23 protein-coding genes are annotated in these 25103 nt (G+C 63.4%); 10 read left to right on the forward strand and 13 right to left on the reverse strand.

Going from position 1 to position 25103, the window contains the following annotated elements; all coding sequences use genetic code 11:
* Positions 1-496: 496 nt before the first annotated feature.
* Positions 497-1444 (reverse strand): LysR family transcriptional regulator, encoded by a 948-nt coding sequence (locus DTA15_RS32495; RefSeq protein WP_006482414.1) that lies wholly within the window; start codon positions 1442-1444, stop codon positions 497-499.
* A gap of 101 nt (positions 1445-1545) precedes the next feature.
* Here DTA15_RS32495 and DTA15_RS32500 point away from each other — a divergent pair, with 101 nt between their 5' ends.
* Positions 1546-2379, forward strand: coding sequence for an SDR family oxidoreductase (locus tag DTA15_RS32500; RefSeq protein WP_006482392.1), 834 nt, complete (start codon positions 1546-1548; stop codon positions 2377-2379).
* Between the two features lie 284 nt (positions 2380-2663).
* Here DTA15_RS32500 and DTA15_RS32505 read toward each other — a convergent pair whose 3' ends face one another.
* Positions 2664-3203, reverse strand: a complete 540-nt coding sequence (locus DTA15_RS32505; protein ID WP_006482427.1) for an Lrp/AsnC family transcriptional regulator — start codon at positions 3201-3203, stop codon at positions 2664-2666.
* A 160-nt stretch (positions 3204-3363) separates the two neighbouring features.
* Here DTA15_RS32505 and mdeB point away from each other — a divergent pair, with 160 nt between their 5' ends.
* From mdeB to DTA15_RS32530, 5 genes are all read left to right on the forward strand, one after another.
* Positions 3364-6078: an alpha-ketoglutarate dehydrogenase gene (gene mdeB / locus DTA15_RS32510; protein WP_006482385.1), complete on the forward strand. Its 2715-nt coding sequence runs from the start codon at positions 3364-3366 to the stop codon at positions 6076-6078.
* A 450-nt stretch (positions 6079-6528) separates the two neighbouring features.
* The gene (locus DTA15_RS32515; RefSeq protein ID WP_006482426.1) at positions 6529-7545 is read left to right on the forward strand and encodes a LysR family transcriptional regulator; all 1017 of its coding nucleotides are present in this window, start codon (positions 6529-6531) and stop codon (positions 7543-7545) included.
* Positions 7546-7703: 158 nt separating this feature from the next.
* Complete coding sequence (locus DTA15_RS32520) at positions 7704-8084, forward strand: response regulator transcription factor (RefSeq protein WP_006482387.1); 381 nt, start codon at positions 7704-7706, stop codon at positions 8082-8084.
* A gap of 29 nt (positions 8085-8113) precedes the next feature.
* Positions 8114-10012 carry a PAS domain-containing sensor histidine kinase gene (locus DTA15_RS32525; RefSeq protein ID WP_006482381.1) on the forward strand — a complete coding sequence of 633 codons (1899 nt, stop codon included), beginning with the start codon at positions 8114-8116 and terminating at the stop codon, positions 10010-10012.
* On the forward strand, positions 10009-10653 hold the full coding sequence (locus DTA15_RS32530) for a response regulator transcription factor (RefSeq protein WP_006482375.1): 645 nt from the start codon (positions 10009-10011) through the stop codon (positions 10651-10653). Before DTA15_RS32525 ends, DTA15_RS32530 begins: the two co-directional genes overlap by 4 nt.
* 39 nt (positions 10654-10692) lie before the next feature.
* On the opposite strand, the gene DTA15_RS32535 is transcribed toward DTA15_RS32530, so the two are convergent.
* The 9 genes from DTA15_RS32535 to DTA15_RS32575 form a co-directional block, all read right to left on the reverse strand.
* The gene (locus DTA15_RS32535; protein WP_006482446.1) at positions 10693-12021 is read right to left on the reverse strand and encodes an MFS transporter; all 1329 of its coding nucleotides are present in this window, start codon (positions 12019-12021) and stop codon (positions 10693-10695) included.
* Positions 12022-12519: 498 nt separating this feature from the next.
* Complete coding sequence (locus DTA15_RS32540) at positions 12520-13884, reverse strand: FAD-dependent oxidoreductase (RefSeq protein WP_006482403.1); 1365 nt, start codon at positions 13882-13884, stop codon at positions 12520-12522.
* A gap of 42 nt (positions 13885-13926) precedes the next feature.
* Entirely contained in the window at positions 13927-14688 is a 762-nt protein-coding gene (locus tag DTA15_RS32545) for an SDR family oxidoreductase (RefSeq protein ID WP_006482429.1), read from the reverse strand.
* Positions 14689-14744: 56 nt separating this feature from the next.
* The gene (locus tag DTA15_RS32550; RefSeq protein ID WP_006482433.1) at positions 14745-15545 is read right to left on the reverse strand and encodes an SDR family NAD(P)-dependent oxidoreductase; all 801 of its coding nucleotides are present in this window, start codon (positions 15543-15545) and stop codon (positions 14745-14747) included.
* 236 nt (positions 15546-15781) lie between these two features.
* Positions 15782-16543, reverse strand: coding sequence for a glycine betaine ABC transporter substrate-binding protein (locus DTA15_RS32555; RefSeq protein ID WP_006482454.1), 762 nt, complete (start codon positions 16541-16543; stop codon positions 15782-15784).
* 27 nt (positions 16544-16570) lie between these two features.
* Positions 16571-17491 (reverse strand): DMT family transporter, encoded by a 921-nt coding sequence (locus DTA15_RS32560; protein WP_006482417.1) that lies wholly within the window; start codon positions 17489-17491, stop codon positions 16571-16573.
* A 72-nt stretch (positions 17492-17563) separates the two neighbouring features.
* A complete protein-coding gene (gene nfsB, locus DTA15_RS32565) occupies positions 17564-18217 on the reverse strand; it encodes an oxygen-insensitive NAD(P)H nitroreductase (RefSeq protein ID WP_006482441.1) in 654 nt (217 codons plus the stop codon).
* Between the two features lie 36 nt (positions 18218-18253).
* On the reverse strand, positions 18254-19477 hold the full coding sequence (locus DTA15_RS32570) for an L-dopachrome tautomerase-related protein (RefSeq protein WP_006482453.1): 1224 nt from the start codon (positions 19475-19477) through the stop codon (positions 18254-18256).
* Positions 19478-19538: 61 nt separating this feature from the next.
* A complete protein-coding gene (locus DTA15_RS32575) occupies positions 19539-20546 on the reverse strand; it encodes a zinc-binding alcohol dehydrogenase family protein (protein ID WP_006482443.1) in 1008 nt (335 codons plus the stop codon).
* A gap of 139 nt (positions 20547-20685) precedes the next feature.
* Here DTA15_RS32575 and DTA15_RS32580 point away from each other — a divergent pair, with 139 nt between their 5' ends.
* From DTA15_RS32580 to DTA15_RS32595, 4 genes are all read left to right on the forward strand, one after another.
* The gene (locus tag DTA15_RS32580) at positions 20686-21618 is read left to right on the forward strand and encodes a LysR family transcriptional regulator (protein WP_012493814.1); all 933 of its coding nucleotides are present in this window, start codon (positions 20686-20688) and stop codon (positions 21616-21618) included.
* 436 nt (positions 21619-22054) lie between these two features.
* Entirely contained in the window at positions 22055-22423 is a 369-nt protein-coding gene (locus DTA15_RS32585; protein WP_012493813.1) for a BON domain-containing protein, read from the forward strand.
* Between the two features lie 354 nt (positions 22424-22777).
* Positions 22778-23314 (forward strand): carboxymuconolactone decarboxylase family protein, encoded by a 537-nt coding sequence (locus DTA15_RS32590; RefSeq protein WP_006482423.1) that lies wholly within the window; start codon positions 22778-22780, stop codon positions 23312-23314.
* 194 nt (positions 23315-23508) lie between these two features.
* The gene (locus tag DTA15_RS32595; RefSeq protein ID WP_006482378.1) at positions 23509-23796 is read left to right on the forward strand and encodes a putative quinol monooxygenase; all 288 of its coding nucleotides are present in this window, start codon (positions 23509-23511) and stop codon (positions 23794-23796) included.
* Between the two features lie 102 nt (positions 23797-23898).
* On the opposite strand, the gene DTA15_RS32600 is transcribed toward DTA15_RS32595, so the two are convergent.
* Both DTA15_RS32600 and DTA15_RS32605 read right to left on the reverse strand, forming a co-directional pair.
* Positions 23899-24618 carry an LrgB family protein gene (locus DTA15_RS32600; protein ID WP_006482383.1) on the reverse strand — a complete coding sequence of 240 codons (720 nt, stop codon included), beginning with the start codon at positions 24616-24618 and terminating at the stop codon, positions 23899-23901.
* On the reverse strand, positions 24608-24976 hold the full coding sequence (locus DTA15_RS32605) for a CidA/LrgA family protein (protein ID WP_006482404.1): 369 nt from the start codon (positions 24974-24976) through the stop codon (positions 24608-24610). The genes DTA15_RS32600 and DTA15_RS32605 overlap by 11 nt, the downstream gene beginning before the upstream one ends.
* Positions 24977-25103: the final 127 nt, after the last annotated feature.

A 25103-nucleotide genomic window follows, 5' to 3' on the forward strand; every position in this document is an offset into this window, starting at 1 on the left:
AAGTTGGTCCGCTCAACGGGACAATTGAGGGCTGTTCACATTGGACACCAATCAGGAGTAAATGATTGGGGAGCATTTTGCAGCAGTCTCACCGCCGTCGGTCTCACCGTACGAGCAAAAGCCTTGGGTCGGCCGACCGGCTTGAGCACCTTGCGATCGCTTTGGCTCAAAAGCAGCCGTAGGGTGCACCCTACGGTGACCGGCGGCAGCGGGACGTGCAGAGTCGTTCGCGTCGTGCCAGAACCGCCATTCGCGGTTGCGTGCCACCGCTGACGCCGGGAAGAACGTGCCCGCAAGATAGGGAACCTTATCACGCCAGCACTATTAGTCCGCTCGAACACGCAACTCGCTCAACTAGTGACAGGAGCTGCCAGGTGGTACAACAGCGTAACGGCGAGCTAACCCCGTCTTTGCGGCGCAAAGCTCGGTAACCTATGGCTAAACATAGGCGGGCCCGGCCGTGCGCTTGTCGCGGGCGCAAATGCGCTGAGGCCGGCTACCTCGCCAGAGTTTCGGTGGGCGCCTTTGGACTGCAGCGATGCGACCGCGTAGCGTCGAGCTCCTTAAGAACGCCGACAAAAGCGCGCAAACCAACAGGAACTTGTCGGTGTCCGGGGTAGTACAAATACAAGCCGGGGTAGGTCGGGCACCACTCGCTCAGCAACGCGCTCAGTGAGCCATTATCGAGGTACGGCCTGGCCATCTGCTCGGGAACGAAAGCTACCCCGAGCCCTTGTAGTGCGGCCTCAAGCATCAATTCGGTCCGGTTCAAGACCAGCGAGCCCGGAACATCAATCGAAACTGCGTGACCGCGGCGCTTGAACTCCCACTTGTACGGTCGCCCGTTCGGCGTACGAGAACAAATGCACTGGTGTTCGGCAAGGTCAACGGGCGTGCGCGGCGGTTTGCGGGCAGCGAGATATGTTTTCGATGCGACGGGAATCATTCGAGACGGACCGCCGAAATGGACCGCGACCATATCCTGAGGCACTGCCTCCCCGAGCCGAAAGCCTGCATCGAAGCCTTCGGCAACGATATCCACAAAGGCCGGTTCGGCGACGAGGTCCACGCGCATTTCGGGGTAGCGGTTCAGGAATTCGGGGATGATCTTCTGAACAAGCAACATCGATACCGTCTCGGATGCAGTGAGACGCAATGTGCCAGAAGGGTGATCGCGGTTCGCATCCATCTCGGCTAGCGCACTATCGAGATCCTGCAAAATCGGATGAAGCTTCGTGACGAGGCGCTCCCCGGCTGGTGTGGGGGAGACACTGCGCGTCGTCCGGTTAAGCAGGCGCACGCCTACTCGCTCTTCCAGGTCGCGCATCATGTGACTAAGCGTGGAGGCAGCCAGCTCGAGTTCTTCGGCGGCCTTTCGAAAACTGCGGTGACTGACAACCGCGCTGAGCGCTCTCAGTTCATTCAATGTGGGGCGGCTATTCATGGTTTTTTGCCATCAAGACATGCCGCATTAGACCACTTATCGCCTGCTTTAGCGGCGGATACAGTGATGGCCCAATTCCCATTCGACCGAAGGAGCGTGTTATGACCCATACCTGGTTCATTACGGCTGTGAACAGCGGCTTTGGCCGCGAAATGAGCGAACAACTGCTCGCGCGTGGTGACCGTGTCGTTGGCACGGTACGTGAACTGCAATCCGTCGAAGACCTGCACGAGAGGTACCCGGAATCGTTTCGGCGACTCCCATTGGATGTCACCGACGTCGCAGCCATCCCCAAGGTGGTGCAGCGAGCGTTTGCAGAATACGGCAGGGTCGATGTCGTGGTGAATAATGCAGGCTATGGGCTGTTCGGGCCGGCCGAAGGTTTGACGAATGAGCAAATCCGAGACCAGATTGATACCAACCTGGTTGGTCCGATACATGTGACACGTGCGGTACTTCCTCACCTGCGTGCGCAGGGTGGCGGGCGAATCGTCGCGATGTCTACGTACGGTGGCCAGGCCGCACATCCTGGCGCGTCGCTCTACCATGCGAGCAAGTGGGGGCTAGAGGGTTTTTTTGAATCGCTTGCCTCCGAGGTCGCATTTTTCGATATCGGCGTGACGATCGTCGAGCCCGGCAGTGTACGTACGGCATTCCGACGCACGGCCGGCACCCGGATGGGTGCGGACCTGCCGGCCTACAAGGACACGCCAATCGGCGCACTGCGCGCGCGGCTGGCCGATCCTGCTTTCGCGCCGAATGGCGATCTTGAGAAGATGGTGCGCTTGATTATCGCCAGCGCGCACGAAACTCCAGCGCCAAGACGGATCGTGCTGGGCACTGATTCATACAACATGATCCATAAGGCCCTCAGCGAACGCCTCGCCAGCCTTGAGGCCCAAAAGGATCAGGCACAGTCGACGGACAGTGCGTAACGCCGAAATCGCTGGATGGCGCGAACACATGATCGTGCCCATCAGCTTGATCCGGAGCGTCGCATGGAACTCCTCGGGTAAGTCTGCCGCCGCCGTCGTTGCGATGGCGGAACGCTTGTACGTGCGTCATGCGCCAGGCGGGGACGATGCGGTCACCGCTGTGGGCATTTGGGGAATGCGATACGAGTGACCGTGCCGCGGGGCGCACTCTTACCCGCCCGGCACTCGTGCTTTAGAGTGATCGCGCGCAAAGACGCCAAGACTGCTCACGCGCGCCTCCGTGCTCACGTCCATTCGATCGGCGCCTGTGGCCGTGCCAGGAGTTCCATTCCGCTTGCCGGCAACGGCAGCGCAGTCTTGTAGCGAACCTGCTTCAGTGCAAAGCTCGACCGGATATTCGAAACGCCGGGAATTTTCGTGAGCCAGTGCACAATGAAGTGCTCGAGGCTCTGCATGTCGGGCATCACGACGCGCAACAGATAATCGGCATCGCCCGTCATCAAATAGCACTCCATGACTTCGGGTCTTTGCGCGATCGCATCTTCGAAGCGGTTCAGCGCGTCTTCTACCTGCTTTTCCAGGCTTACCTGGATGAATACGTTCAGATGCAGACCCAGGGCTTCGGCGTCCAGAAGCGTGACCTGCTGACGAAACAACCCAAGTCGCTCCAGCGTTCGTACGCGGTTGAAACATGGTGTCGATGACAGATTGACGGCGCGCGCCAGTTCGGCGTTAGTGATGCGGGCGTCGTTCTGCAATTGCTGCAAGATCGCGATGTCGATGCGATCGAGCCGGCGGGCGCCGGATTTCTGCTCTGCAGCCATAGTTCACATATTCCGATTAGTGGCGGGTTTGGGGAATTTATACACTACTTGATTGCGATTTGATAGTGGAAACAGACGCACTTTCTGCGACTCGGCGCGTAAGCTGATACGGCGATCCCAAGCAAGATCAAACCCCTGTTTTCCTATCCGGAGTTGCGTCATGACCGATTTATCGAGCGGCCACGCCTCGCTGCAGGCCCTTGCCCGAAGCGACGAAGATAATGATCCTCACGAGACTGCGGAGTGGCTTGACGCGCTGGACGGCGTCATTCAGCACGTGGGCCTCGATCGCGCACAATATCTGTTCGACCGGCTCGCCGCCCATGCACTGACACGCGGCATCGCATCGGCCCGCGCGAGCAAGACGCCGTACGTCAACACGATCCCAGTCGAGGAACAGGGCCCGTACCCGGGCGACTTGGAAATTGAAGAACGTCTTTCGGCGGCTTTGCGCTGGAACGCCCTCGCCATGGTCGTCCGCGCGAACCGCGCCTATGGCGAACTCGGAGGACACGTCGCCAGCTACGCGTCCGCGGCCGACCTGTTCGAAGTCGGCTTCAACCATTTCTTTCGCGGTGCGCACGCCGCAGGCGGAGGCGACCTGGTGTTCTTCCAGCCGCATTCGTCGCCGGGCATTTATGCGCGGGCGTATCTCGAAGGATTTCTCGACGACACTCATCTTGAACACTACCGTCGCGAGATCGCGGGGCAGGGCTTGTGTTCGTACCCTCACCCATGGCTGATGCCCGACTTCTGGCAGTTCCCTACAGGCTCAATGGGCATCGGTCCGATCAATGCCATCTATCAGGCGCGTTTCATGCGCTATCTTCAAAACCGCGGCCTGTCGGCTACCGAGGAACGCAGGGTCTGGGGATTCTTTGGCGACGGCGAAATGGACGAACCAGAATCGATCGGCGCGTTGTCACTTGCCGCCCGCGAGAGCCTCGATAACCTGGTCTTCGTGATCAACTGCAATCTTCAGCGGCTCGACGGCCCGGTGCGCAGCAACAGCCGTATCATCGACGAACTCGAAGCCCAATTTGTGGGGGCCGGGTGGAACGTCATAAAGGTGCTCTGGGGTTCGGACTGGGATGATCTCCTCGAGCGCGATCGTACCGGCGCGTTGCCGCGCGCCTTTTCCAACACGGTGGACGGCCAGTTCCAGACATTTTCCGCGAACGACGGTCAGTACAATCGCGAACGATTCTTCAACCAGAGTCCAGAACTTGCTGCCTTGGCGGCTCATTTGAGCAACGACGACATCGACCGCCTGCGCCGTGGCGGCCACGACGTTCGCAAGCTCTACGCCGCGTATCTCCGAGCTGTTCGGCACCGCGGCCAGCCGACCGTCATCCTCGCAAAGACCATGAAGGGCTTCGGCATGGGCCCGATCGGCCAGGGGCGGATGACGACGCACCAGCAAAAAAAGCTCGACGTCGAACAGCTCAAGATATTCCGCGACAAGTTTCGATTGCCGTTGTCCGATGAGGACGTCGAGCAATTGCGCTTCTACAAGCCCGCCGCCACGAGTGCGGAGATGAAGTATCTCCACGACCGGCGCACGGCCCTCGGCGGCTACCTGCCCCGGCGGCGCCGCGCGGCGTCCTCGGTACCGGCCTTGCCTGACTTCGCTTCCTGGGCGCAATTTTCCGTTGATGCCAGTTGCCGCGAAATGTCCACGACAATGGCTGTCGTGCGCATGCTCGGCAGTCTCCTGAAGGATCCAACGCTCGGCCCACGCGTCGTCCCTATCGTCGCAGACGAGGCTCGTACCTTCGGCATGGCCAATCTGTTCCGCCAGGTCGGAATCTATTCGCCGCTTGGTCAGTTGTACGAACCCGAAGACCTTGGCACGATGCTTTACTACCGCGAGGACAAAGGTGGCCAAATCCTTGAAGAGGGTATTTCGGAAGCCGGCGCCATCTCGTCGTGGATCGCGGCCGCGACGTCGTACAGCGTTCACGATCTGGCGATGCTGCCTTGCTACATCTACTACTCGATGTTCGGTTTTCAGCGCATCGGTGATCTGATCTGGGCGGCGGCAGACCAGCGCGCGCGGGGTTTTCTGATCGGCGCCACGGCGGGCAAGACAACGCTTGGCGGAGAAGGACTCCAGCATCAGGACGGCACAAGCCATCTCGCCGCCTCGACGGTGCCCAATTGCCGAGCCTATGATCCGGCGTTCGCGTACGAGGTCGCGCTGATCATGGAGGAAGGCATGCGCGAAATGGTCGAGCGTCAGCGGGACGTGTTCTACTACCTGACCGTCACCAACGAGAATTATCCTCAACCGTCCGCACCGACCGGCGATTACGAATCGCTGCGAGTTGGGGTGCTCAAAGGAATCCATCCGGTTCCGGATGCACAAAGCGGCGAGGCGAGTATTCAGTTACTGGGCTCCGGCGCGATCCTCGGCGAAGTGCTCGCGGCGGCCCGACTGCTCAGGCAGGACTGGGGCATCGAAGCAGCGGTGTGGAGTGTGACGAGCTTCACCGAACTGCATCGAGACGGCGTTGCCGCCGAGCGGAATCGCCGCTTGAGCCCAGCGGCGGAGGCGACGCCGGCCTACGTCACGTCGGTTCTCGGCACCACTTGTGGTCCGGTCGTCGCGGCGACGGACTATGTCCGCGCCGTGCCCGAACTGATTCGTGCCTTCGTGCCACGGCGCTATGTCACGCTCGGTACCGACGGCTTCGGCCGTAGCGACACGCGCGCGGCCCTGCGCGAGTTCTTCGAGGTCGATCGTATCTCGATCGTGATTGCAGCGCTCGGTGCGCTCGCGGACGAGGGTTCGATCGAGCGCACCGTGCTCAAGGCGGCGCTCGAGCGCTACGCCAGAGGAGGGGCACCGGCTGCACCAACATGGGAGCGTTGAACTGTCGCAAGAGAGAGGGGCGCAAACCGCGCTCTTTCGAACAGCCGGGCCGTCGCTTGTGGCGCACGCCCGGCATTAGCGTTCCCTGAAGGAAGAACCGCTTTACCCCAACATCAGTGTTGAATGGAATCGGGGCGACCATCCCGCTCGGAAGCGAACTCGTCTGAACGTCCAAAAGTTTCGTTCCGGGCCAACGGACTTGGGCGACGTGCTGAATCGGAAATCCATGGGTGTCAGTAGCCGGCCAGGCGACCCTGCGCCGGGCTGCGCGTGACCAACAGCGATCACCCGTTCAATTCCACGTACCGCCGGGCGATTTCGCCGAGTCGATGGTGTGGCGGCTAACACTATCGTATAAGGTCCGAACTCCCACGAGGTGATATTGCGGAGACCGACTGTTCTCTAGACTTCCGGTTAATCCTTCCACCGCAACGATTTCCGGAGAACAGCATGGACCGTACCCTGCACGCGATGTCAGTGTTTAGTCACGTCGCCCGCCTCGGCAGTTTCACCGCAGCGGCTGATATGCTCGGTATCAGTGCAGCGTCGGCCAGCACGCTGGTTCGCAGACTGGAAGAATATCTCGGCGTAACGTTGCTTCAGCGATCGACCCGCTGTGTCAGGCTCACGACGGAGGGCGAGCAGTATCAGGAGCACTGCCAGCGCATTCTCGGCGAGATCGAACTGATGCAGCAGCAACTGAGCGGCGCCGGGAAGATCGCGCGCGGACGGTTGGCGGTGGATCTCGATCAGGAAGTCGCGCATTCGGTGTTGCCGTTCCTGCCGGTGTTCCGTGCGAACCATCCGGAAGTGGGCTTGCGGGTCGACGTCGGCGGCGACGCGGACGGCCTGATCGCGAACGGCGTGGACTGCGCGGTCGTGGTCGGCCAGCTGGCGGACTCGTCGCTGCGCAGCCGGCGCGTCGGGCAGTTTCATGCGGTGACGGTGGCGAGTCCCGACTATCTGAAAGCGCGCGGCACGCCGGTCGACCCCGACGGCCTCCATTGCCACGACGTGATCCATTACACGCCGCGGCGCTTCGGTCCGGTCCGAGAGTTCCGTTACACCGTGGACGGCGCCGAGACGCGGCTCAAGCTGGCGGAGCGGATTTCCGTCAATGATGTGCGTTCGGCCGTTCGATATGCGGTCGAAGGCGTCGGCATCGCGCAGGTGAGCGAACGGATGGTCGCGGAAGAGTTGGCGACGGGTACGCTCGTCAGCATTCTCGGCGAGTACGGCCCGCCGCCGCTGCCGATTTCGGTGCTGTATCCGGATCGACGTCAGGTGCCGATGTCGATACGCGCGTTCATCGACTGGATGCAGACCCAGCTTCGCGATCTGGAAATCGCCAGCTTCGACCACACGTCGGCGCCGAACGGCAGGCGCGACGCGGCACCGTACTGGACGTCGAACAGCGAGCGGCCGTTCATTACAACGGGCTTCCAGCAGCTGTCGGCTACGGCGTGAGACGCACAGACTGGGTGGCAGCATGCATATCGGGCGCGGCGTTATACCGAAGTATAGTTTGCGAGCCGATGCCGGCGGCATAGGATGCGGTCGAGCCCGCGGACCTCGAAGGCGCGATCTCGCCATTTTTTTGAATTGAAGGGCAAGGACCCGCTGGTATGCCGAACCGAGGTATTGTTTCCATCGTCGATGATGACCGGTCCATCCGTCGGGCAACGCGCAGTCTCGTGCGCTCGCTGGGCTGGGACGTGCGCGTCTACGAGTCCGGGGAGGCGTTCCTCGACGCTGATCTGATACTGGATGTCGCGTGTATCATCTCGGACGTGCATATGAAGGGCATCACGGGGTTGGAGATGTATGAAACCCTGCTGGAGCGCGGGCCGGCTCCTCCTGTGATCTTCATCACGGCTTTCCCGTCCGAAGCAACGCGCGAGCGAGCGATGAAGCTTGGCGCGATCTGCGTGTTCAGCAAACCGGTGGATCCGGCGCGAATCCAGGAGCGCCTCGAGGACGTCGCCGCGAGCAGCGGCCCCCAGTAACCCGGACATCGTTTTTACCGAGTCACGATATGGATAGCAATCGCCAGATGAGCGAGGGTCGCGGCGTACGTGTGGACCACATCATTGCGCCGCCCGAGCTCGCGGCGGTGCACGCGTCGGCGCTGGGCCCGAATATCGACGCTCAACTGCGCACGAGCCCGTACGTCGTATATGCGGTTGCGATTGCACTGGGCTTAGCGGTGTTCCTCATCGATGCGTTTGCACCGGTCGACGTCGCGGTCGCCGTGCTGTATGTCGTCGTGGTGCTGCTGGTCGCGTCGGTTGCGTCCCCGACGGTCACCGTCGGCATGGCATGGGCGTGCGTGTCGCTGACCCTCCTCGGTTTTTTGCTCGCGCAAAGCGATCAGATCGCGGTGAGTTCACTCGCGCGCTGTATCGTTAGCGTCATTGCGATCGTGACGGTGTCGGCATTGGCGCTGCGCAATCAGAGCAGCCGCGCAATGCTGCAAAACCAGGTCGATTTGCTGAATCTCACGCACGATGCAATCGTGGTGTACGGGCTCGACGGGCGAGTCCGTTTCTGGAGCAAGGGCGCGGAGCGCCTGTACGGATGGCGCGCGCAGGAAGCGTTCGGCGAGGCGTTTCACGAGCTGACGCGCACCGGAGCCGTATCGCCGATCGCCGAACTGATCGACACGACGATCCGGGACGGTAGCTGGCAAGGCGAACTTACGCGCACGCGCAAGAACGGCGAGACGGTGCTGGTTTCGAGCCGGTGGATCGTGTCGCGCGACAAGTCGGGCCAGCCGATCGCGATTCTGTCCACCGACAGCGACATCACGAAGGCGAAGTCGCTTGAGGCCGAGTTGCGCCGCCAGAAGGAAGAACTGGTAGCGACGATCGACGCGATCCCCGCAATGGTATGGAGCACCGCCGAAGACGGCCGGCTGCTGTACCTCAATCGGCGCTGGACCGATTACGACGTGAGAACGCGCGACGGCACGAACGTATGGCGCGACATCGTGCATCCCGACGATATCGCAACGCTTGAGGCGGCGTGGCACGACGCGATTACGTCGGGCAGCCCGTTCGAGGTGACGGTGCGGGTCCAGCTCGGCAGCGGCGAGTATCGCTGCATGATCATCGGCGCCGCCCCGTTGCGCGACGGCGACGGCCGGATTCGCCGCTGGTACGGCGTCAATACGGACATCGAGGCGCGCCGGCAGGCCGAGCAGGCGCTCGAGCGGTCGCGCGCGGAACTGGCCCATGTCACGCGGGTCACGATGCTCGGCGAACTGGCGGCGTCGATCGCGCACGAAGTCACGCAGCCGTTGGCTGCGATCGTCACATCGGGCGAGGCCGGGCTTCGTTGGCTCAACCACGACGTGCCGGATCTCGACGAGGTGCGGGATTCGATCGAACAGATGACCGACGACGCGCGGCGCGCGACGGATATCATTCGGCAGATTCGTGCGATGGCGAAGCGCAATGACCGGGACGACGCGCGCGTCGACGTGACGTCGATCGTCGAGCAATCGATCGATCTGATGCGCCGCGAGCTGCAGAGCCACGACGTCGAAGTTGCGCAGAACTGCCAGCCGTCGCTGTGGGTGCGCGGCGATCGTGTTCAGTTGCAGCAGGTGATCATCAATCTGCTGATGAACGCGGTGCAGGCGATGAGCGGCGTCACGGACCGCAGGCGCACGCTGGCCGTGTCGACGCGGCTCGTTGACGGCACGTCTGTGCAGGTGAGGGTGGATGACGCGGGTCACGGCATCAGAAGGCAAGACGCCGATTCGCTCTTTACGCCGTTCTTCACGACCAAGAAGGAGGGCATGGGAATGGGCCTGTCGATCTGCCGTTCGATCGTCGAAGGGCATGGTGGCCGCATCTGGGCCGAATCACAAGAAAACGAGGGGACATCGATGCAGTTCGTTCTACCAGTCGAAGGAATCACGCAGCCATGAGCAACGGTTCCGATCTCCTCGCAACGAACTCCGTCGTATATGTCGTCGACGACGACGACTCGATGCGCAATGCGCTCGGCCGGCTGTTTCGCTCTGTCGGTCTTGGCGTGGAACTCTTCGGTTCGGCTCAGGAGTTTCTCGATTTCGACAAGCGCGATGTGCCGAGCTGCCTGATTCTCGACGTCCGGCTCAAAGGTCAAAGCGGCCTCGCCTTGCAGGAACAGATCGTTGCCGGCGATCTCCAGTTGCCAATCATCTTCATCACGGCGCACGGCGACGTCGCCATGTCGGTGAAGGCGATGAAGAACGGCGCATTGGACTTCATGTCCAAGCCGTTCCGCGATCAGGACATGCTGGACGTCGTCCAGAATGCATTGCTGAAGGACGAGAAGCGCCGCAAGTCGGACGGTCGTCTCGCCGACGTTCGCCGCCGTTACGGCACGTTGACGCCGCGCGAGCGCGAAGTGATGAAGTACGTGGTGAGCGGCCTGCTGAACAAGCAGATTGCCGCGGAGATGGGGCTCAGTGAAATCACCGTGAAGATCCATCGCGGCCATGCGATGCGCAAAATGGGCGCGCGAACGCTGCCCGAATTCGTGCTTGGCGCGCAAGCACTGGGGCTGGATCCCGCATCGGAATGACGGTGTCGGCGCCGCAGCGGCGCGTGCGCTGCCGGCAGCCTATCGGTTCACGATGTGCCTCGGCAGCGTCAGTGTGAGACACAGGCCTGCCAGCAGACACACGATCATGCACGACACGGGAAGCACGAAGCTGCCCGACGACTGTTTCAGCACGCCGACGACATAGGGGCCGAAAAAACCGCCGATGTTGCCGATCGCGCTGATCCATGCGATGCCGCTCGCCGCGTTGCTCGGGCCGAGCAATGCCGTCGGCATACCCCAAAACACGGGTGGCACGGACAGCAACCCGGCATTGGCGATGCACAGCGCGATCACGGTCAGCCACAGGTTGCCGTGCCAGACGAGCGCGAGCGTCAGTCCGGTCGCTGCCAGCAGGAACAGCACGGCGGTATGAACGCGTCGCTCGCGACGGCGATCCGCACTTTGGCCGACCGTGATCATCACGATCATCGCGACCGCATTCGGCAAGGCCGCAATCAATCCGATGAAGAGATCCCTTCCGACGCCCAGCGATTTGATCATCGTGGGCGCCCACAGGGTGTAGCCGTATATTCCGAACACGTCGAGGAAGTAGATCACCCCGAACGTCCAGAAGATCCAGCTGCCGAACATCTGGTTGTTGTTCGCCGATGCGGCGAGCGCGCGGTCTACGGCGAGCGTCCGGCTCAGATACGCTCGATCGGCGTCGCTTTCGTGGACGCTCTGGGTGACGTCGTCCTCGAGATATCTCCAGCAAAGCAGCGCGGCGACGAAGGCCGGCAGCGCCTCGACGACCAGCATCCATTTCCAGCCGACGAGGCCGCCGATGCCGTCGAAGTATTCCATGATGAAGCCGCTCAGCGGCGAGCCGATCAGCCCGGACAGCGGAAGCGCCGCGTAGAACGTGGACAGCACCCGCGCGCGATGGTATCGCGGGAACGACTGCGAGATGTAATAGACGATGCCCGGTACGAGCCCGGCTTCCGCGACGCCCAGCAGATAGCGCATCACATAGAACTGCTTCGGTGTCGCGATGAACGTGGTCAGCGCCGACACGATCGCCCATGACAGGATGATGCGCGTGAGCCAGCGCTTCGCTCCGACCCGCTGCAGGATCATGTTGCTCGGGACCTCGAACACCACGTAGCCCAGCGCGAACGTGCCGGCTCCGAATCCGAAGACCGCATCGGTGAAACCGAGGTCGACGCCCATCTGCAGTTTCGCGAAGCTGACGTTGATGCGGTCGACGTATGCGGCAACGTACGCGAACATGAAGATCGGCAGGATGCGTAGCGCGAGATGCCGCGCAATCCGATTTTCGCGCGCTTCGTCGTTGGGGTCGTCGCTGCCGGCCGGATGACCGGATGAGCGCGTCGCGTTCAGATCCAAGAGGTTTCCCCGTTGCTTGGCGAGCCAGGCCACGCGGATTCGTCCATGGCAACGCCTGTGTTCGTCGATATCGAATGCCAACAGCAATTCATGTTTCCACGCCGCGACCCACATCTACGCGTGCACGTCGTTCGCTCGCTAACGAAGCGCAGCGGGATGCTCGATGCAAGTGGAAGAACGGCGACTTTACCCACGGTCGATGCCCACACGCCCGCGGCGGGGCGCCGGTATCGACGAACGCATGTTTTTCTCGAAGCTCGCGACTGCGGCGCAGCCCGTGTACGTTGACAGGAGCGACGCGCCATTCGAACTTGCCCGCGGATTTTACCGGATAGTGGCGACGCGAGTACGCCAAGTGCAGTCATTTTTATGTCGGCTGCGACACGCGTGCGGAAGTGCCGGCGCCGTCGCGACGCATCAGGCGTCGCGACGGCGCGAGCGGCCGGCCCGGCCCGCGCGACCGGCCGGGAAAAACCGGCAATCTGCGCGAGCGGCGGCTTACTTGATCGTTGCGAAAAGCAGGTTGAGGCCTTCGGCGAGAAGCGGATGGGCAAGAATCGCGTCGCGCACCGACGTGTAGGGCAACTTGCCGATCATCGCGATCTGCACGGCCGACATCACTTCGCCAGCGCCCGCACCGACCATCGTGAAGCCGAGAATCCGGCCGGTGTCCGGCGCGACGAGCGCCTTCATGAACCCTGTGGTGGTGCCGTTGGTGCGCGCTCTCGGTACGGCCGCCATCGGCAGTTTCGCGACAATGACCGGCGTGTTCCGCGCTTTGGCTTCCGCTTCGTTCAGGCCGATGCGCGCCAGCTCCGGGTCGGTGAACAACGCGTACGGAATCACGCGCGACGCCGTGCTGCCGCGACGGCCTTCGATGCCGGCCTTAAGCACGCGATAATCGTCGAACGACGCGTGCGTGAACATCGGCGTGCCGGCTACTTCGCCGATGGCCCAGGTCCGTTCCGCTGTGGTCGCGAGCGTGTCGTCGACCTTGATGAAGCCGCGCTCGTCGCGCTCGACCCCGGCCAGCTCGAGGCCGATGCCGTCCGTGACCGGCCGCCGGCCGGTCGCCACGAGCAGATGACTGCCTTCGACCGTAGTGCCGTCGCCGAGCGCGACCGTGACGCCGGCGCCCGACCGGCCGTCCACGCGTGCCACGCGGGCGGACAGTTTCAGCGTGATCCCGTCGCTTTCGAACGCCTGCTGGATCGCGATGCTGACGTCTTCGTCCTCGCGGGCTGCGACGCGCGGCGCGTCATGAACGACGACGACCTCGCTGCCGAGACGCCGGAACGCCTGCGCCATCTCGAGGCCGACGTAGCCGCCGCCGATGACGATCAGTTTTTCGGGTAGCACGTCGAGGTCGAGCGCCTCGACGTGGGTCAGCGGGCCGGCGTCGCGTAGCCCCGGTACGTCGGGAATCGTCGCGACGGTGCCGGTGTTGATGTAGACGTTCTCGCCTTCGAACACCTGCTCGCTGCCGTCGGCAGCACGTACGGCGATCCGCCGCGGCGCGACGAAGCGGCCGGAGCCGATGACTAGCTCGAGGCCGGACTGCTCGAACGCGCGGCGGTTGATATCCACCATCCCTTCGACGACGCCGCGAACGTTCGCATGAACGCGCGCCATGTCGGCAACGGGGCGCGCCGGCGCAGCGGCGGTGCGCCACGCGTGCATGTTGCGTGCGTTCTGGATCAACGTTTTGCTCGGAATGCACGCGACGTTGATGCACGAACCACCGATCATCCCGCGCTCGATGACAGCCACGCGCTTGCCGCTACGCGCGAGATCCATCGCCAGCGACTTGCCGCCCTTGCCGCCGCCAAGGAACAGGTACTCGTAATGTCTGGGGCTTTCCATAATGCGACTCCTCCAGTTGTCCATACGTTGATCCGCAACGACTCATGCAACCGGAATCGGGTTGTCGACGAGCGCCTGATTGAACTGCTCGACGAACGCATGCTCGTTCGGGCCGACGTTGCTGCGCAGCGGCTGCGCCGCCTCGACCACGACTTCCGTCGTCGCGGTTTCGAGACGCTTGAGCGTCTCCGCGATGAATGCGTCGAGCGGCATTGCGCGCGGATCGCCGCTCTTGTGGATTAGGTCCGTATCGACCCACGGCGGTGCGATCTCGAGAACACGCACGCTCGTGTTTCGCAACGCAAAGCGCTGCGACAGCGTGTACGAGTGAACGGCCGCCTTCGTCGCCGAATAGAGCGCGGTGCCCGCGAGCGGCACGAATGCGAGAACGGAGCTGTTGTTGATGATGTACGACTCGGGTTGCGCTTTCAGATGCTCGACGAGCGCCGCGCTGACGCGAACCGGTCCGAGCAGGTTGGTGGTCACGAGCCGCACGGCCTGGGCGTCGTCGAGCGCGCCGCCGGCATCGTCGAACGGCATGATGCCCGCGTTATTGACGACGACGTTCAGCGTCGGATAGTCGGCGATCAGCTTGCGTGCGACGCGCTCGATCTGCTGCGCGTCGCCCACGTCCAGCTCCACGGTGTCGATGCCCGGATTCGCGCGTGCGATTTCGTCGAGCAGCGCCTTGCGACGCCCGGCGACGATGACCTTGTTGCCGCGACGATGCAGGTTTTCCGCGAGCGCGCGGCCGATGCCCGACGTGCCGCCGGTGATGAAGATGGTGTTTCCGGTGAGTTTCATGATCGACGTTCCTTTGAGTGTGTGACGGGAGCTGCTACGAAAATGGATGGCGACGGTCAATGCGTGACCGCGTAACGGGCAGCGACGACGCTGTTCGACAGATGAGGAAGCATGACGCGACGCGCGGCATCGTAGGCGTCCCATTCTTCCGCTGCGTGAAGCGACGGAATCGTGACGACTTCCCGACGGTCGAAACCGCTGAGTGCCGCATCGACCAGGTCGGACGCCGACATCACGATCTCCTTCGGCAGATTGTCGAGCGGGAGCCCGCCGATGTCCCAGAACTCCGTGGCCGTCGCGCCCGGCAGAACGGCCTGCACCTGCACGCCCTTGTCCGCCAGCTCGTGATGAAGCGACTGCGTGAAGGCGAGGGTGAACGCCTTGCTGCCGCCGTACACGCCGTTCAGCAGCTCGGGGCCGATTGCGACGATCGACGAGATGTTGATGACCGCGCCGCGGCCGCGCGCGACGAAGCCCGGTACGGCCGCATAGGTCAAGCGCGTCAGCGCCGTCACGTTGAGGTCGATCATGCGCGTCATGGCGTCGACATCGCTTTCGAGCAGCGGCTTGTGCGTGCCGACGCCGGCGTTGTTCACGAGCAGCGTGATGCTCGCGTCCGTGCGCAGCTTTGCTTCGATCTCGGCGAGCGCATGCGGATCGCCGAGGTCGGCGGCGATCACGTCTACATTGCGCTGCGTGTCGTCGGTGATGCGCTTCGCGAAGTCGTTGAGCCGGTCGCGGTTGCGGGCAACGAGGACGAGATCGAAGCCGCGGCGTGCGAGTCGTTGGGCATAGATCGCGCCGATGCCCGACGATGCGCCGGTGATGAGTGCGGTGCCTTGATGTGCTTGCGTCATGCTGTTGCTCCGATGAGGGTGACGAAGTGATCGACACTGTCGGGGAAGTCCACGAACCGCTTGCGTGATGCCGGTGGCTCGGTGCTGCATGCGCTTCCTCGGTCGTGTCGGCGTAGTGCGATGCAGTGTATTGGTCGCATGACAGGTCGATCAACGAGCCCCACCCATAAACTCAATTCATCCAGCATGAATACTCGATCGGCGAACTGGCGTCTGGCGGCGCCGATCGTCGCGCGTCAGCTCGGCTGCGTCGCACCGGTGCGTGACAGCAGGTAGTCGAGCCGGCTCGTCTCGCGATTGCCGAGGTTCAGCGCGCGCAGTTCGGCCAGCGCGGCGGGGGCGATAGCGTGCAGCGATGCCTTCCTCACGATCAGCGTGGCGTCGTCCGTGCCGCCCAGCAGACCCTTTGGATCGTCGAGTTCGCGGATCGTGTATTGCTCATGCAGATACTGCGGTGTCCACAGCGGAACGACGACCCAGCGACGCTCGGCGACCGCCTGTTCGAAGGCGCCAACGCAGTCATCGAGCGTGCCGTTCTCGAAGTGATAGCCCGCGTCGTCCAGACCATACTGCGTAACGATTTCGCGCGAAAAGCGGCTGATGCCCGCGCCTGGATTGATGCCTTGAATCCGCTTGACCATCCGGGCGGCGACATCGGGCCGCTTCAGATCGGGAATCGCGCGCACTGCGCTGGCCGGAACATAATCCGGCACGCCCCACAACGCGTATGGCCGATAAAGAACGGTGATTTTCTCGACGTCATGCTCAAACGGCGCGAGATAAATGCTGTGGCTGCTCGGCAGCCACGCGCTGCTGAGCATGTCGGCCTGGCCTTCGCGCAGCATCTGGAACGCTTGTTCGTGCGGCGCGAAGCACTCGTCGACCGCGATGCCGTGCGCGTTGAGAATGCGTCGCACGACGGCGGACGCCGCACGATGAAACGACAGGTCGATGGTAACCAGCGTGAGGCTGGATGGCGTCGGGATGGGGTCGATCATGGGATGCTCCTGGGTAGACGAACGCGTTCAGCGCGATGTAACGGAAAGCGCGATGCCGGCGACGATGAGGACGACGCTGGTCGCGAGACCCGTGGTGAGATGCTCGTGAAGCCAGAGCACCGACGTGACGAGCCCGACGACCGGAACGCCGAGCATCGCAGTCGCCATGCTCGTGCTCGACATGCGCGTGTTCGCCGCATTCACCGCGCAGAAGCAGAACGCCGTCGCGATCGGGCCGATGTAGACCAGCGCCGACGTCAGCGCGACGCTGCCGTCGCCGGTGTACGGCCCTTCGACGATCGCGGCGAGCGCGACCAGCGGCGCGGCGGCGACGAGCATCTGCCACGGTGCGAGTGCATAGGCGCTCGATGCGCTGCGGAAATGCCGCAGGTGCAGGATGCACACGGCCCAGCACAGCGAGGCCGCGAGCAGCATGAGGTTCGCGAGCACGGCGCGATGGTCGTGCCAGTCCACGTCGAGCGGACTGAACAGCAGCACGCCGGCCACACCGAGCGCCGTGCCGAAGGCGGCGCGAGCGGACAGCCGCTCGCGGAACGCGAGGACCGACACCGGCGTGACCCAGATCGGCGTCGTATAAGCGAGCACGGCCGAGCGGCCGGCGCCGACGTGATGCAGTGCAACCGCGCTCAATGCGGTGAACGCGAGCATCTGAAGGACGCCGATGCTGGCCAGGAACGGCAGATCGCCGCGCTTGGGCACCCGCAGCGTGCCGGTCGCGGCCTGCACGGCGAACAGGCACAGCGCGCCGGATGCGAAGCGTGTCGCCGACAGCCACAGCGGCGTGACGTGCGCGAGGCCCAGCTTCATCGCCGGCCAGTTGGCGCCCCACAGGAAGATGGCTGCGCTCAATAACAACGCACCGCCATATCTGGACGACGACGCAGCCGTCGTGCTGCGCTGCGTGTCCATACGAACGAGCTCGGACATGATGACGCTCCTCGAAGTGATGCAGCCGCGCGCTGCCGTGCCTCGACGACACGACACGCGCGCATCGAACGATCAGATGAAGGTGAAGATCCGCTCGCGCGGCAGCCTCGATTTGGGCAGATCCGCGTTGAAGTCCTGGTCGCTGCGGAATCCGAGCGACACCAGCACGACGCTCGTCAAGCCTTGCTCGCGCAGGCCGAGGCTCGCGTCGAGCGCGCGGCTGTCGAAGCCTTCCATCGGGGTCGCGTCGACGCCGAGCACGGCCGCGCCGAGCAGCAGTCCGCCCAGCGCGAGGTAGACCTGCTTTTCCATCCACTGCGCCGTATCGCGCAGCTCGTACTTGTGCATGTCGACGTACGAGCGGCGGCTCTTGTCTTGCCCGGCGCGCATCTCGGCGGTTCTGAATCGGCCGTCGGCGGACTCGCGCTCAAGGATGGCGTGCAAATGCGCGTCGTCCATGTCGATTCGCATGCACATCGCGATCACGTGCGACGCATTGACGACCTTGGGCTCGTTGTATGCGTAGCTGCCGGTCGTTGCCGCCGCGATGCGCGCACGTCCTTCCGGCGTCGCGGCCACGACGAAGTGCCACGGCTGCGAATTCACCGAAGACGGCGACTGGTGGAGCAGGGCGAGCAGCGTCTCGATCTGCGTCTGCGGCAGCGACTTGCCGCTTTCGAAGGCCTTCACGGTGTGGCGGGCATGGATGGCGTCGGCGAGGTTCATGGTGGAAATTCCGGTGGTCGGTGATGGGTAGAGGGATCAGCGCGTCGGCGCGGGGCCTGCGTCGATGCGCACGCGAAACAGCGCATACGGCTTCTGGCGCTCGTCCTTGCCGCCGTGGAACACCGGCTGGCGATGGAGCTGATTCGCGGTGAAGTACAGATAGCCGTCGGGGCCGACCGACAGCGTGTCCGGCCACAGCACGCGCGGGTCGTGCACGATGGTCTGCCATTCGCCGCCCGGCTGAAGGCGGCGGATCGAATCGTGCTCGTAATCGCCTGCATAGACGTTCCCGTTCGCATCGCTCTCGAGGCCGTCGGACGCGCCCTTCTCGCCGAGATCCTTCACGGCCGCAGCGAGTTGCGCGTCGCTGATCGACGGGTCGCGCAGCATCGCGGTCGAGATCGCGTACAGATGACGGCTCGACAGCGGGCAGTAATAGAGCGTCTCGCCGTCGGCGGACAGTGCGATGCCGTCGGAGGCCACGGTGAACGGCTTGCTCGTCCCATTCGCATCGCGGATCTTCAGCGTCTGCCCTTCGACGACCGGCACGAAGGCTGGGTCCGCGGACGTCGACACGTCGCCGGTGAGGCGGCGTACCGCCTTCCCGCTGTCGAGATCCATGACGATCAGGCCGCCGACTCCGGACAGCGACGAGTCCGTCACGTAAGCGATGCCCGCCTTGCCGACGCGAAAGTCGAAGCGCACGTCGTTCACATAGGTTTGCGCGCGCATCACGTTGGCTGGAAACACGATGGTCTTGACGACGCGGTTCGTGGCGAGATCGATCGCGACGAGTTTCGCGCCGCCGGCGACCGGCTCCGAAAAATTCGGCGCCGCGGTATCGAGCACCCACAGCCGGCCGTGGCCGTCGGCAACGACGCTCTGCACGCTCAGGAAGTGGGTGGCCGCGTGGGACGCATCGGCGCGGTTGATCTCTGCGTTCGGATAGGCGACGACGCGACCGTCGCGCAGTTCGCCGACCGTGAACGGTACCGTGTCGCCCCAACGCGGGAAGTTCACGAAGATGCGGCCGTGCTCGGTTACCGTCACGCCGGTGGGCATCGCGCCGGAAAACGTCGCGACCATGTCGATGGCGCCGACGGTGCGCTCGGTCGCCTGTCCTGCAGGCAGCGTGTCGTGCGCCGGCGCTTGCGCGAAGGCCGGGCCGACGAGCAGGCCGAATGCCATGCCGGCCGCGAGTGCGGCTGCGTGGCGGCGGAGGGAACGGAAGCGGACGAGTTGCGGATGCGGGTAGCGCATGGTGGTTCTCCGGTCGGATGCGATGAGTTCGGAATGGCGATGCGGCATGGGTGGGCGCGCGTCAGAATCCTTCGAGGACGATCTTGCCGCGCGAGCGCCCGCTCTCGATCAGCGCGTGGGCACGACGCAGATTCGCGGCGTTGATGGTGCCGAAGTGATCGGCCATGGTCGTGCGCAACACGCCGTCGTCGATCAGCGCGGCGACGCGGTCGAGGATTTCGTGCTGCCTGACCATGTCGGCGGATTCGAACAGGGAGCGGGTGAACATCAGCTCCCAATGGAGCGAGATCGACTTGCGCTTCAGCGGCACGGCGTCGAGGGTGTCGGGATCGTCGATGACGGCGAGCCGGCCCTGCGGCGCGAGCGCCTCGACGAGTTGCGCGTAGTGGATGTCCGTCTGCGTGAGGCTCGCAACGTAGCGCACCTGCGGTGCGCCGATGCTGCGCAGCCCTTCGAGCAGCGGCCCGGTATGGTCGATGACGTCGTGTGCGCCCAGCGCTTGCGCCCATGCGCGCGTTTCCGGGCGCGATGCGGTGCCGATCACGCGAAGTCCGGTCAACCGACGCGCCAGTTGCGTGAGCATCGACCCGACGCCGCCGGCCGCGCCGACGATCAGCAACGCGTCGCCGGCGCCGCCGCCTTCGGCGATGCCGAGGCGATCGAACAGCAGCTCCCACGCAGTGAGCGACGTGAGCGGCAATGCTGCGGCTTGCGCGTCGGACAGCGTCGCGGGCTTGCGGCCGACGATGCGCTCGTCGACGGCGACGTACTGCGCATAGGCGCCGGGCCGCGCGATCGAGCCGGCGAAGAACACCTTGTCGCCGGGCGCGAACATCGACACGGCGCTGCCGACCGCTTCGACGGTGCCCGCGGCGTCCCAGCCGAGGATGCGCGGCTGGCCGGTGGGCGAACCCATACGAACCTTCGTGTCAACCGGATTGACCGCGATCGCGTCGACCTTCACCAGCAGGTCCTGCGGTCCTGCTTCGGGCTTCGGTACGTCGGCATCGATGAGCGATTCCGGATGGTCGGCGGGCAGGCCGTGCTGGGTATAGACAACTGCTTTCATCGATGAACTCCGTGTCGTGTTCGAGCCGTCGCCGGCGTCGGGTTGCGCGCCGGTCCCGGCATGTGGATGCAATTCTGCGCGACCGCATCTATCGGAGAAACGCGTTACATTAGGCAGGACCTTCACTCCGGGAATGAAAATGGTGCGGCTAGAGGATCTCCAACTGTTCGTGAGAACGGCGGCGCTGGGCAGCTTCTCGAGCGCAGCGAGGGAAGCCGATCTGTTGCCCGGTCAGGTAAGTGCCGCCATACAAAGACTGGAACGGGAGCTCGACACGCGCCTCTTTGCCCGTTCGACGCGCAGCCTCAAGCTCACCGCGGAAGGCGAGCAATACCTTCCCTATGCGGAAGAAGTGCTGTCGACGATCCACGAGGGGCGCGAGCGTTTGCATGGAGACAAACAGGCGCTTCAAGGTACGTTGCGAATCGCGGCACCGTCGGATATCGGGCGCAACGCGTTGCTGTCGTGGCTCGGCGTGTTCCGCGACGCGCACCCGAAGCTCGTGCTGAGGCTGTCGTTGTCGGACCACGTGACCGACGTGTTTCGCGATCCCGTCGATGTGGCGATACGCTACGGCGCACCGGAGGCCGCGAGCTACGTCGCATTGCCGCTCGCGGAAGACAATCGCCGCGTGCTCGTAGCGTCTCCCGGATATGTGAAGCGGTACGGTGCACCGGCATCGCTCGACGAGTTGGTGCTGCACGACTGTCTGCCTTTCGTGCTCAGCGGACGTGTGTACGATCGCTGGGTTTTCCCGGCCAGCGGCGTCCGACGTCAGGTCACGGTGAAGGGCGTACTGCTTTGCGACGATGCCGAGATCGCGAGGCGCTGGGCCGTCGAAGGCCGCGGAATCGCATACAAGTCCTGGCTCGATGTCCATGACGATGTCTGCGCGGGACGACTGAACGTATTGCTGCCCGAACAGCGGGGCGAGGCGGCTCCACTGAGCCTTGTGTGCCCGCATCGTCGTCAGTTCTCGCCCGCGGTCAGATATCTCCATGCGCATCTGCGCGAACGGATCGCGCCAATGATCGCCGCGATGCGCGACTACACGGGCGACGCGACCGAGTAGCGTGCACGGATTCACCGTGTGGCCGCGTGTGTCCTGTGGCGAATACCGAAGCTCCTGCAAAGTGGCGATCATCGGCTTTTCACTCCAGTGCGGGGCGGGGCGCCCCGAAACTCGTCAGATTAAGCTGCGGCAGCTCTGTCGTGACTTGGCAGAATTTCCCGTATTGCGGAATACCATGCAGCACGTGGCGGTACTGTGCCGTTGCCGGAGCATCCGGAAAATCGTCTCGTCGGGTATTCGCACTAGCCGGAAATATTGAATGCACCTATACGCCGGTATAGGCCGTGTGGCGGGCGGCAGCGAGGGGACGATCATCGCCGCGGCTTGAAAGCTGTTTTCGGAAATGCGCCATTGAGCGTAGGTAGCCGCCTGTCTACCATTCGATCCGGTTTCACCCCTTTTCGAATTTCCATTAACGTCTTTTAAAGAGCCTGTGATGAAGAAAATTATTGCGTCGGTTCTGTACGTAACGTATTTGGCTTTCGGCGTTTCCGCCCATGCAGCAGCGCAGGACTCAGGGCCGTCCTCCGACGCCGTCGTCAGCCGGAAGGAAGTGAAGAAGGCCGAGAGGAAGGCGGAACGCTCCGCCGATCGGGCGCTGTCGCGCAAAATCGTATGGGCCCTGTCGAAAACGAAAGGGCTGGAGGCGATCAACGCGAGGGTGTTCGTCCGCCATGGGACGGTGACGCTTACCGGCTACGTACCAGACAGTGAGCAGGTGCAGCTCGCAGCCGACAGCGCGTCGCGCGTCGCGGGCGTAACGTCCGTCGTCAACAATCTGGTGCCCGGAGAGCCGGGTCGGTGATGTTGCTCGCGCACTTCGGTTCTCATGCACGCCGAGGTGCGCGAGATCGGTTCAACGGTTATCCGTTGCATTCGTGCCGTGAGAACCGCGCGTCGTGCATTGTCGCCTGCGAGTCGCCATTTGAACGGCGTTTTGAGCGCGCGTGTAACGTCGAGGGCGACATTCATTTCAGCGCTACAGGATGAAGGGAAAAAGGGGCCGCAGGGGATCGCGTTCGATGCGCGGCTGTGCCGATCCGCTTCTTGCCTCGTTTGATCCGCAGTAAAGCCGGGAACGCGGGAATTGATTCGTGCGCCCGCTATCGCGCCGACCTTTGCTGGCCGGCGCCCGATTATCCACATCAGTGAGAGATACATGACACGCTTGACCACCTTGAAGCCGTCGGAAGCGACCGGCGAAACCGCAGTCGTGTTCGACCAGATCAAGACCGCGATCGGCAAAGTCCCGAATGCCTATGCGACCATCGGCACACACAGTCCCGCCGGTCTCGCGGCGATGCTGCACGTGGACGCCGCTATTGCGGCGAGTTCGCTCGAGCAGGCTGATGTCGAAGCGGTGCGCCTCGCCGTAAGCGCGCTTTCCGGCTGCGATTACTGCCTGGCGGCGCATACGATGATCGGCAAGATGGCCGGCCTCGCGCCGGATGCGATGAAGCACATTCGCGCCGGGCTGCCATCCGGCGATACCCGCCGCGACGCATTGCTCGCGTTTGTACGCTCGATCGTGACCAGCCGCGATACGGTGCCCGCTGCCGTTCTCGACGCAGTCCTGGCAGCCGGGTTTTCGGAACGCCAAGTGATCGAGACGATCCTTGTCATCACGTCGATCACGTTCACGAACCTGGTGAACCGCGTGAATGATACGACGCTGGATTTTCCAGCGGTCGACTGAGCATGTCCGTGTCCGATCGTTCTCACGGCGCGACGCCGGGTTTACGAGTCGGTGCGGCCCCTCATGTCGACAAATCTGCATGTCACGTGGACGGCACGCGGTCGATACTGTTTGAAGCCACGCAACGAAGGCGGCCGCGATCGGGCAACCGGCCAGCTCGCGCCCGAACGATCCAATCGAGAATGGAGGTATCAATGTCCAAGCAGTATGTGGTTGCCACGATTACGGCAGACCCGCGGCACGCCGCGGAGGTGGAAGCGGCGCTGTTGGCGGCCGTTCCCGCCGTCCGGACCGAGGATGGATGCGAGCAGTACGATCTGCACCAACACCGCGGCGCTTCTCATCGCTTCACGATGATCGAACGATGGCGGGACGAGCACGCGCTCAAGGTGCATGGCGAAGCGCCAGCTTTCCTGGCGCTTGCGCGTGCGCTTGACGGCAAGGCTACACTCGACGTCGCGCTGCTCGAGAAGATTATTTGAACGTGCGGATATCGGCTCTGAAAGAGGCGGCGGCTTAGGGGAATCCCAGCCGCCGCAGTTTTTTTCGCGCGACGGAACCACGCTGACCGTGCGCCGAGTCGCTCATCTGGTCAGCACGGCCAGCAATGGCGCGACGAGTGCGGTCAGGATGCCACTCATTCCGATCGCGAGCCCGCCGAACGCGCCCGCCGTTTCGCTGATACTCAGCATTCGCGCGGTGGCCAGCCCGTGGCCTGCGGTTCCGGCCGCGAGACCGTGCGCACGGGCGTCGACGATGCGCATCACCTTCATGGTCACGCCGATCTGCAACACGGCCGCAATGCCGGTAACCAGCGTGAACGTTGCGGTCAGCGACGGGTCGCCGCCGATGTCGCGAGAGATACTCATTGCGATGGGCGTGGTCGCCGAATGTGCGATCAGCGACGCCGTCACCACCGGCGCTGCACCCAGCGCCTTGCTGATGAATGCGGCGCTGCCTGCCGATACGATCGAACCGATCGCGAGTGCCGGGACCAGCGCGCGGGCGGTTCTGCGAATGTGGTGCAAATTGCGGAACATCGGAATCGCGAGCGCGACGGTCGCCGGCCCGAGCAGAAAGTGCAAATACTGCGCGCCCAGCAGGTAATCGCTGTATTGCACATGCGTGATCGACAGAAAACCGACGAGCATCAGCACTGCGACGAGAACAGGGTGAGCGAGCACGTGTCCGTGAGCCGCCCGATTCACGACCTGCCCGATCCGATATGCGGCCAGTGTCGCGAGCAACCCCCAAAGCGGTTGGTGTTGCAACGCGGCCCACGCAGAGGCGAGATCAGACGTCATGTTCCGACTCCGTTTCAGCAGCGAGCGTTTTGCTGAGTCGCTCCATGGCCCATCCGGTCGTCGCGAGGCCGAGCAACGTCGACACGAATATGGCGGCGGCGATGCGCCACCAGTCCGCCGCCAACCGATCGAACTCGGTTATCAGGCCCGTGGCCGCGGGCACGAACAGCATCGCGAGCCACGACAACAGGCTTTTGCCGAATCCTTCGAGTTCCTGCGATGGCCCGCCCTTCCACATCAGAACACCGAGCAGCAACAGCATGCCGATCAAGGGGCCCGGAATCGGCGCATGCGTCAGTTGCGCGAGTAGCTCGCCGACGAGCTGGCTGACGAGAAGTATCGACAACGCATTCAACATGATGGATATGCCGTGGAAGGGGCGCGAAACGCGCGTTCATGCAATCAGAGCAGTCATCGGGATTGTCGTACGTCGCTCGGCCGACGAGTAGCTCGAGATGGCGAGAAGCAGTTTCTGCAATAGACAG

This window comes from Burkholderia cenocepacia (genome assembly GCF_900446215.1).
GTDB classification, from domain to species: domain Bacteria; phylum Pseudomonadota; class Gammaproteobacteria; order Burkholderiales; family Burkholderiaceae; genus Burkholderia; species Burkholderia cenocepacia.

Excerpts from the sequence above, each read along its gene's own strand:
- DTA15_RS32495 (WP_006482414.1), bottom strand. The coding sequence starts at position 1,444 with ATGAATAGCCGCCCCACATTGAATGAACTGAGAGCGCTCAGCGCGGTT.
- DTA15_RS32500 (WP_006482392.1), top strand. The coding sequence starts at position 1,546 with ATGACCCATACCTGGTTCATTACGGCTGTGAACAGCGGCTTTGGCCGC.
- DTA15_RS32505 (WP_006482427.1), bottom strand. The coding sequence starts at position 3,203 with ATGGCTGCAGAGCAGAAATCCGGCGCCCGCCGGCTCGATCGCATCGAC.
- mdeB (WP_006482385.1), top strand. The coding sequence starts at position 3,364 with ATGACCGATTTATCGAGCGGCCACGCCTCGCTGCAGGCCCTTGCCCGA.
- DTA15_RS32515 (WP_006482426.1), top strand. The coding sequence starts at position 6,529 with ATGGACCGTACCCTGCACGCGATGTCAGTGTTTAGTCACGTCGCCCGC.
- DTA15_RS32520 (WP_006482387.1), top strand. The coding sequence starts at position 7,704 with ATGCCGAACCGAGGTATTGTTTCCATCGTCGATGATGACCGGTCCATC.
- DTA15_RS32525 (WP_006482381.1), top strand. The coding sequence starts at position 8,114 with ATGGATAGCAATCGCCAGATGAGCGAGGGTCGCGGCGTACGTGTGGAC.
- DTA15_RS32530 (WP_006482375.1), top strand. The coding sequence starts at position 10,009 with ATGAGCAACGGTTCCGATCTCCTCGCAACGAACTCCGTCGTATATGTC.
- DTA15_RS32540 (WP_006482403.1), bottom strand. The coding sequence starts at position 13,884 with ATGGAAAGCCCCAGACATTACGAGTACCTGTTCCTTGGCGGCGGCAAG.
- DTA15_RS32545 (WP_006482429.1), bottom strand. The coding sequence starts at position 14,688 with ATGAAACTCACCGGAAACACCATCTTCATCACCGGCGGCACGTCGGGC.
- DTA15_RS32550 (WP_006482433.1), bottom strand. The coding sequence starts at position 15,545 with ATGACGCAAGCACATCAAGGCACCGCACTCATCACCGGCGCATCGTCG.
- DTA15_RS32555 (WP_006482454.1), bottom strand. The coding sequence starts at position 16,543 with ATGATCGACCCCATCCCGACGCCATCCAGCCTCACGCTGGTTACCATC.
- DTA15_RS32560 (WP_006482417.1), bottom strand. The coding sequence starts at position 17,491 with ATGTCCGAGCTCGTTCGTATGGACACGCAGCGCAGCACGACGGCTGCG.
- nfsB (WP_006482441.1), bottom strand. The coding sequence starts at position 18,217 with ATGAACCTCGCCGACGCCATCCATGCCCGCCACACCGTGAAGGCCTTC.
- DTA15_RS32570 (WP_006482453.1), bottom strand. The coding sequence starts at position 19,477 with ATGCGCTACCCGCATCCGCAACTCGTCCGCTTCCGTTCCCTCCGCCGC.
- DTA15_RS32575 (WP_006482443.1), bottom strand. The coding sequence starts at position 20,546 with ATGAAAGCAGTTGTCTATACCCAGCACGGCCTGCCCGCCGACCATCCG.
- DTA15_RS32580 (WP_012493814.1), top strand. The coding sequence starts at position 20,686 with ATGGTGCGGCTAGAGGATCTCCAACTGTTCGTGAGAACGGCGGCGCTG.
- DTA15_RS32585 (WP_012493813.1), top strand. The coding sequence starts at position 22,055 with ATGAAGAAAATTATTGCGTCGGTTCTGTACGTAACGTATTTGGCTTTC.
- DTA15_RS32590 (WP_006482423.1), top strand. The coding sequence starts at position 22,778 with ATGACACGCTTGACCACCTTGAAGCCGTCGGAAGCGACCGGCGAAACC.
- DTA15_RS32595 (WP_006482378.1), top strand. The coding sequence starts at position 23,509 with ATGTCCAAGCAGTATGTGGTTGCCACGATTACGGCAGACCCGCGGCAC.
- DTA15_RS32600 (WP_006482383.1), bottom strand. The coding sequence starts at position 24,618 with ATGACGTCTGATCTCGCCTCTGCGTGGGCCGCGTTGCAACACCAACCG.
- DTA15_RS32605 (WP_006482404.1), bottom strand. The coding sequence starts at position 24,976 with ATGTTGAATGCGTTGTCGATACTTCTCGTCAGCCAGCTCGTCGGCGAG.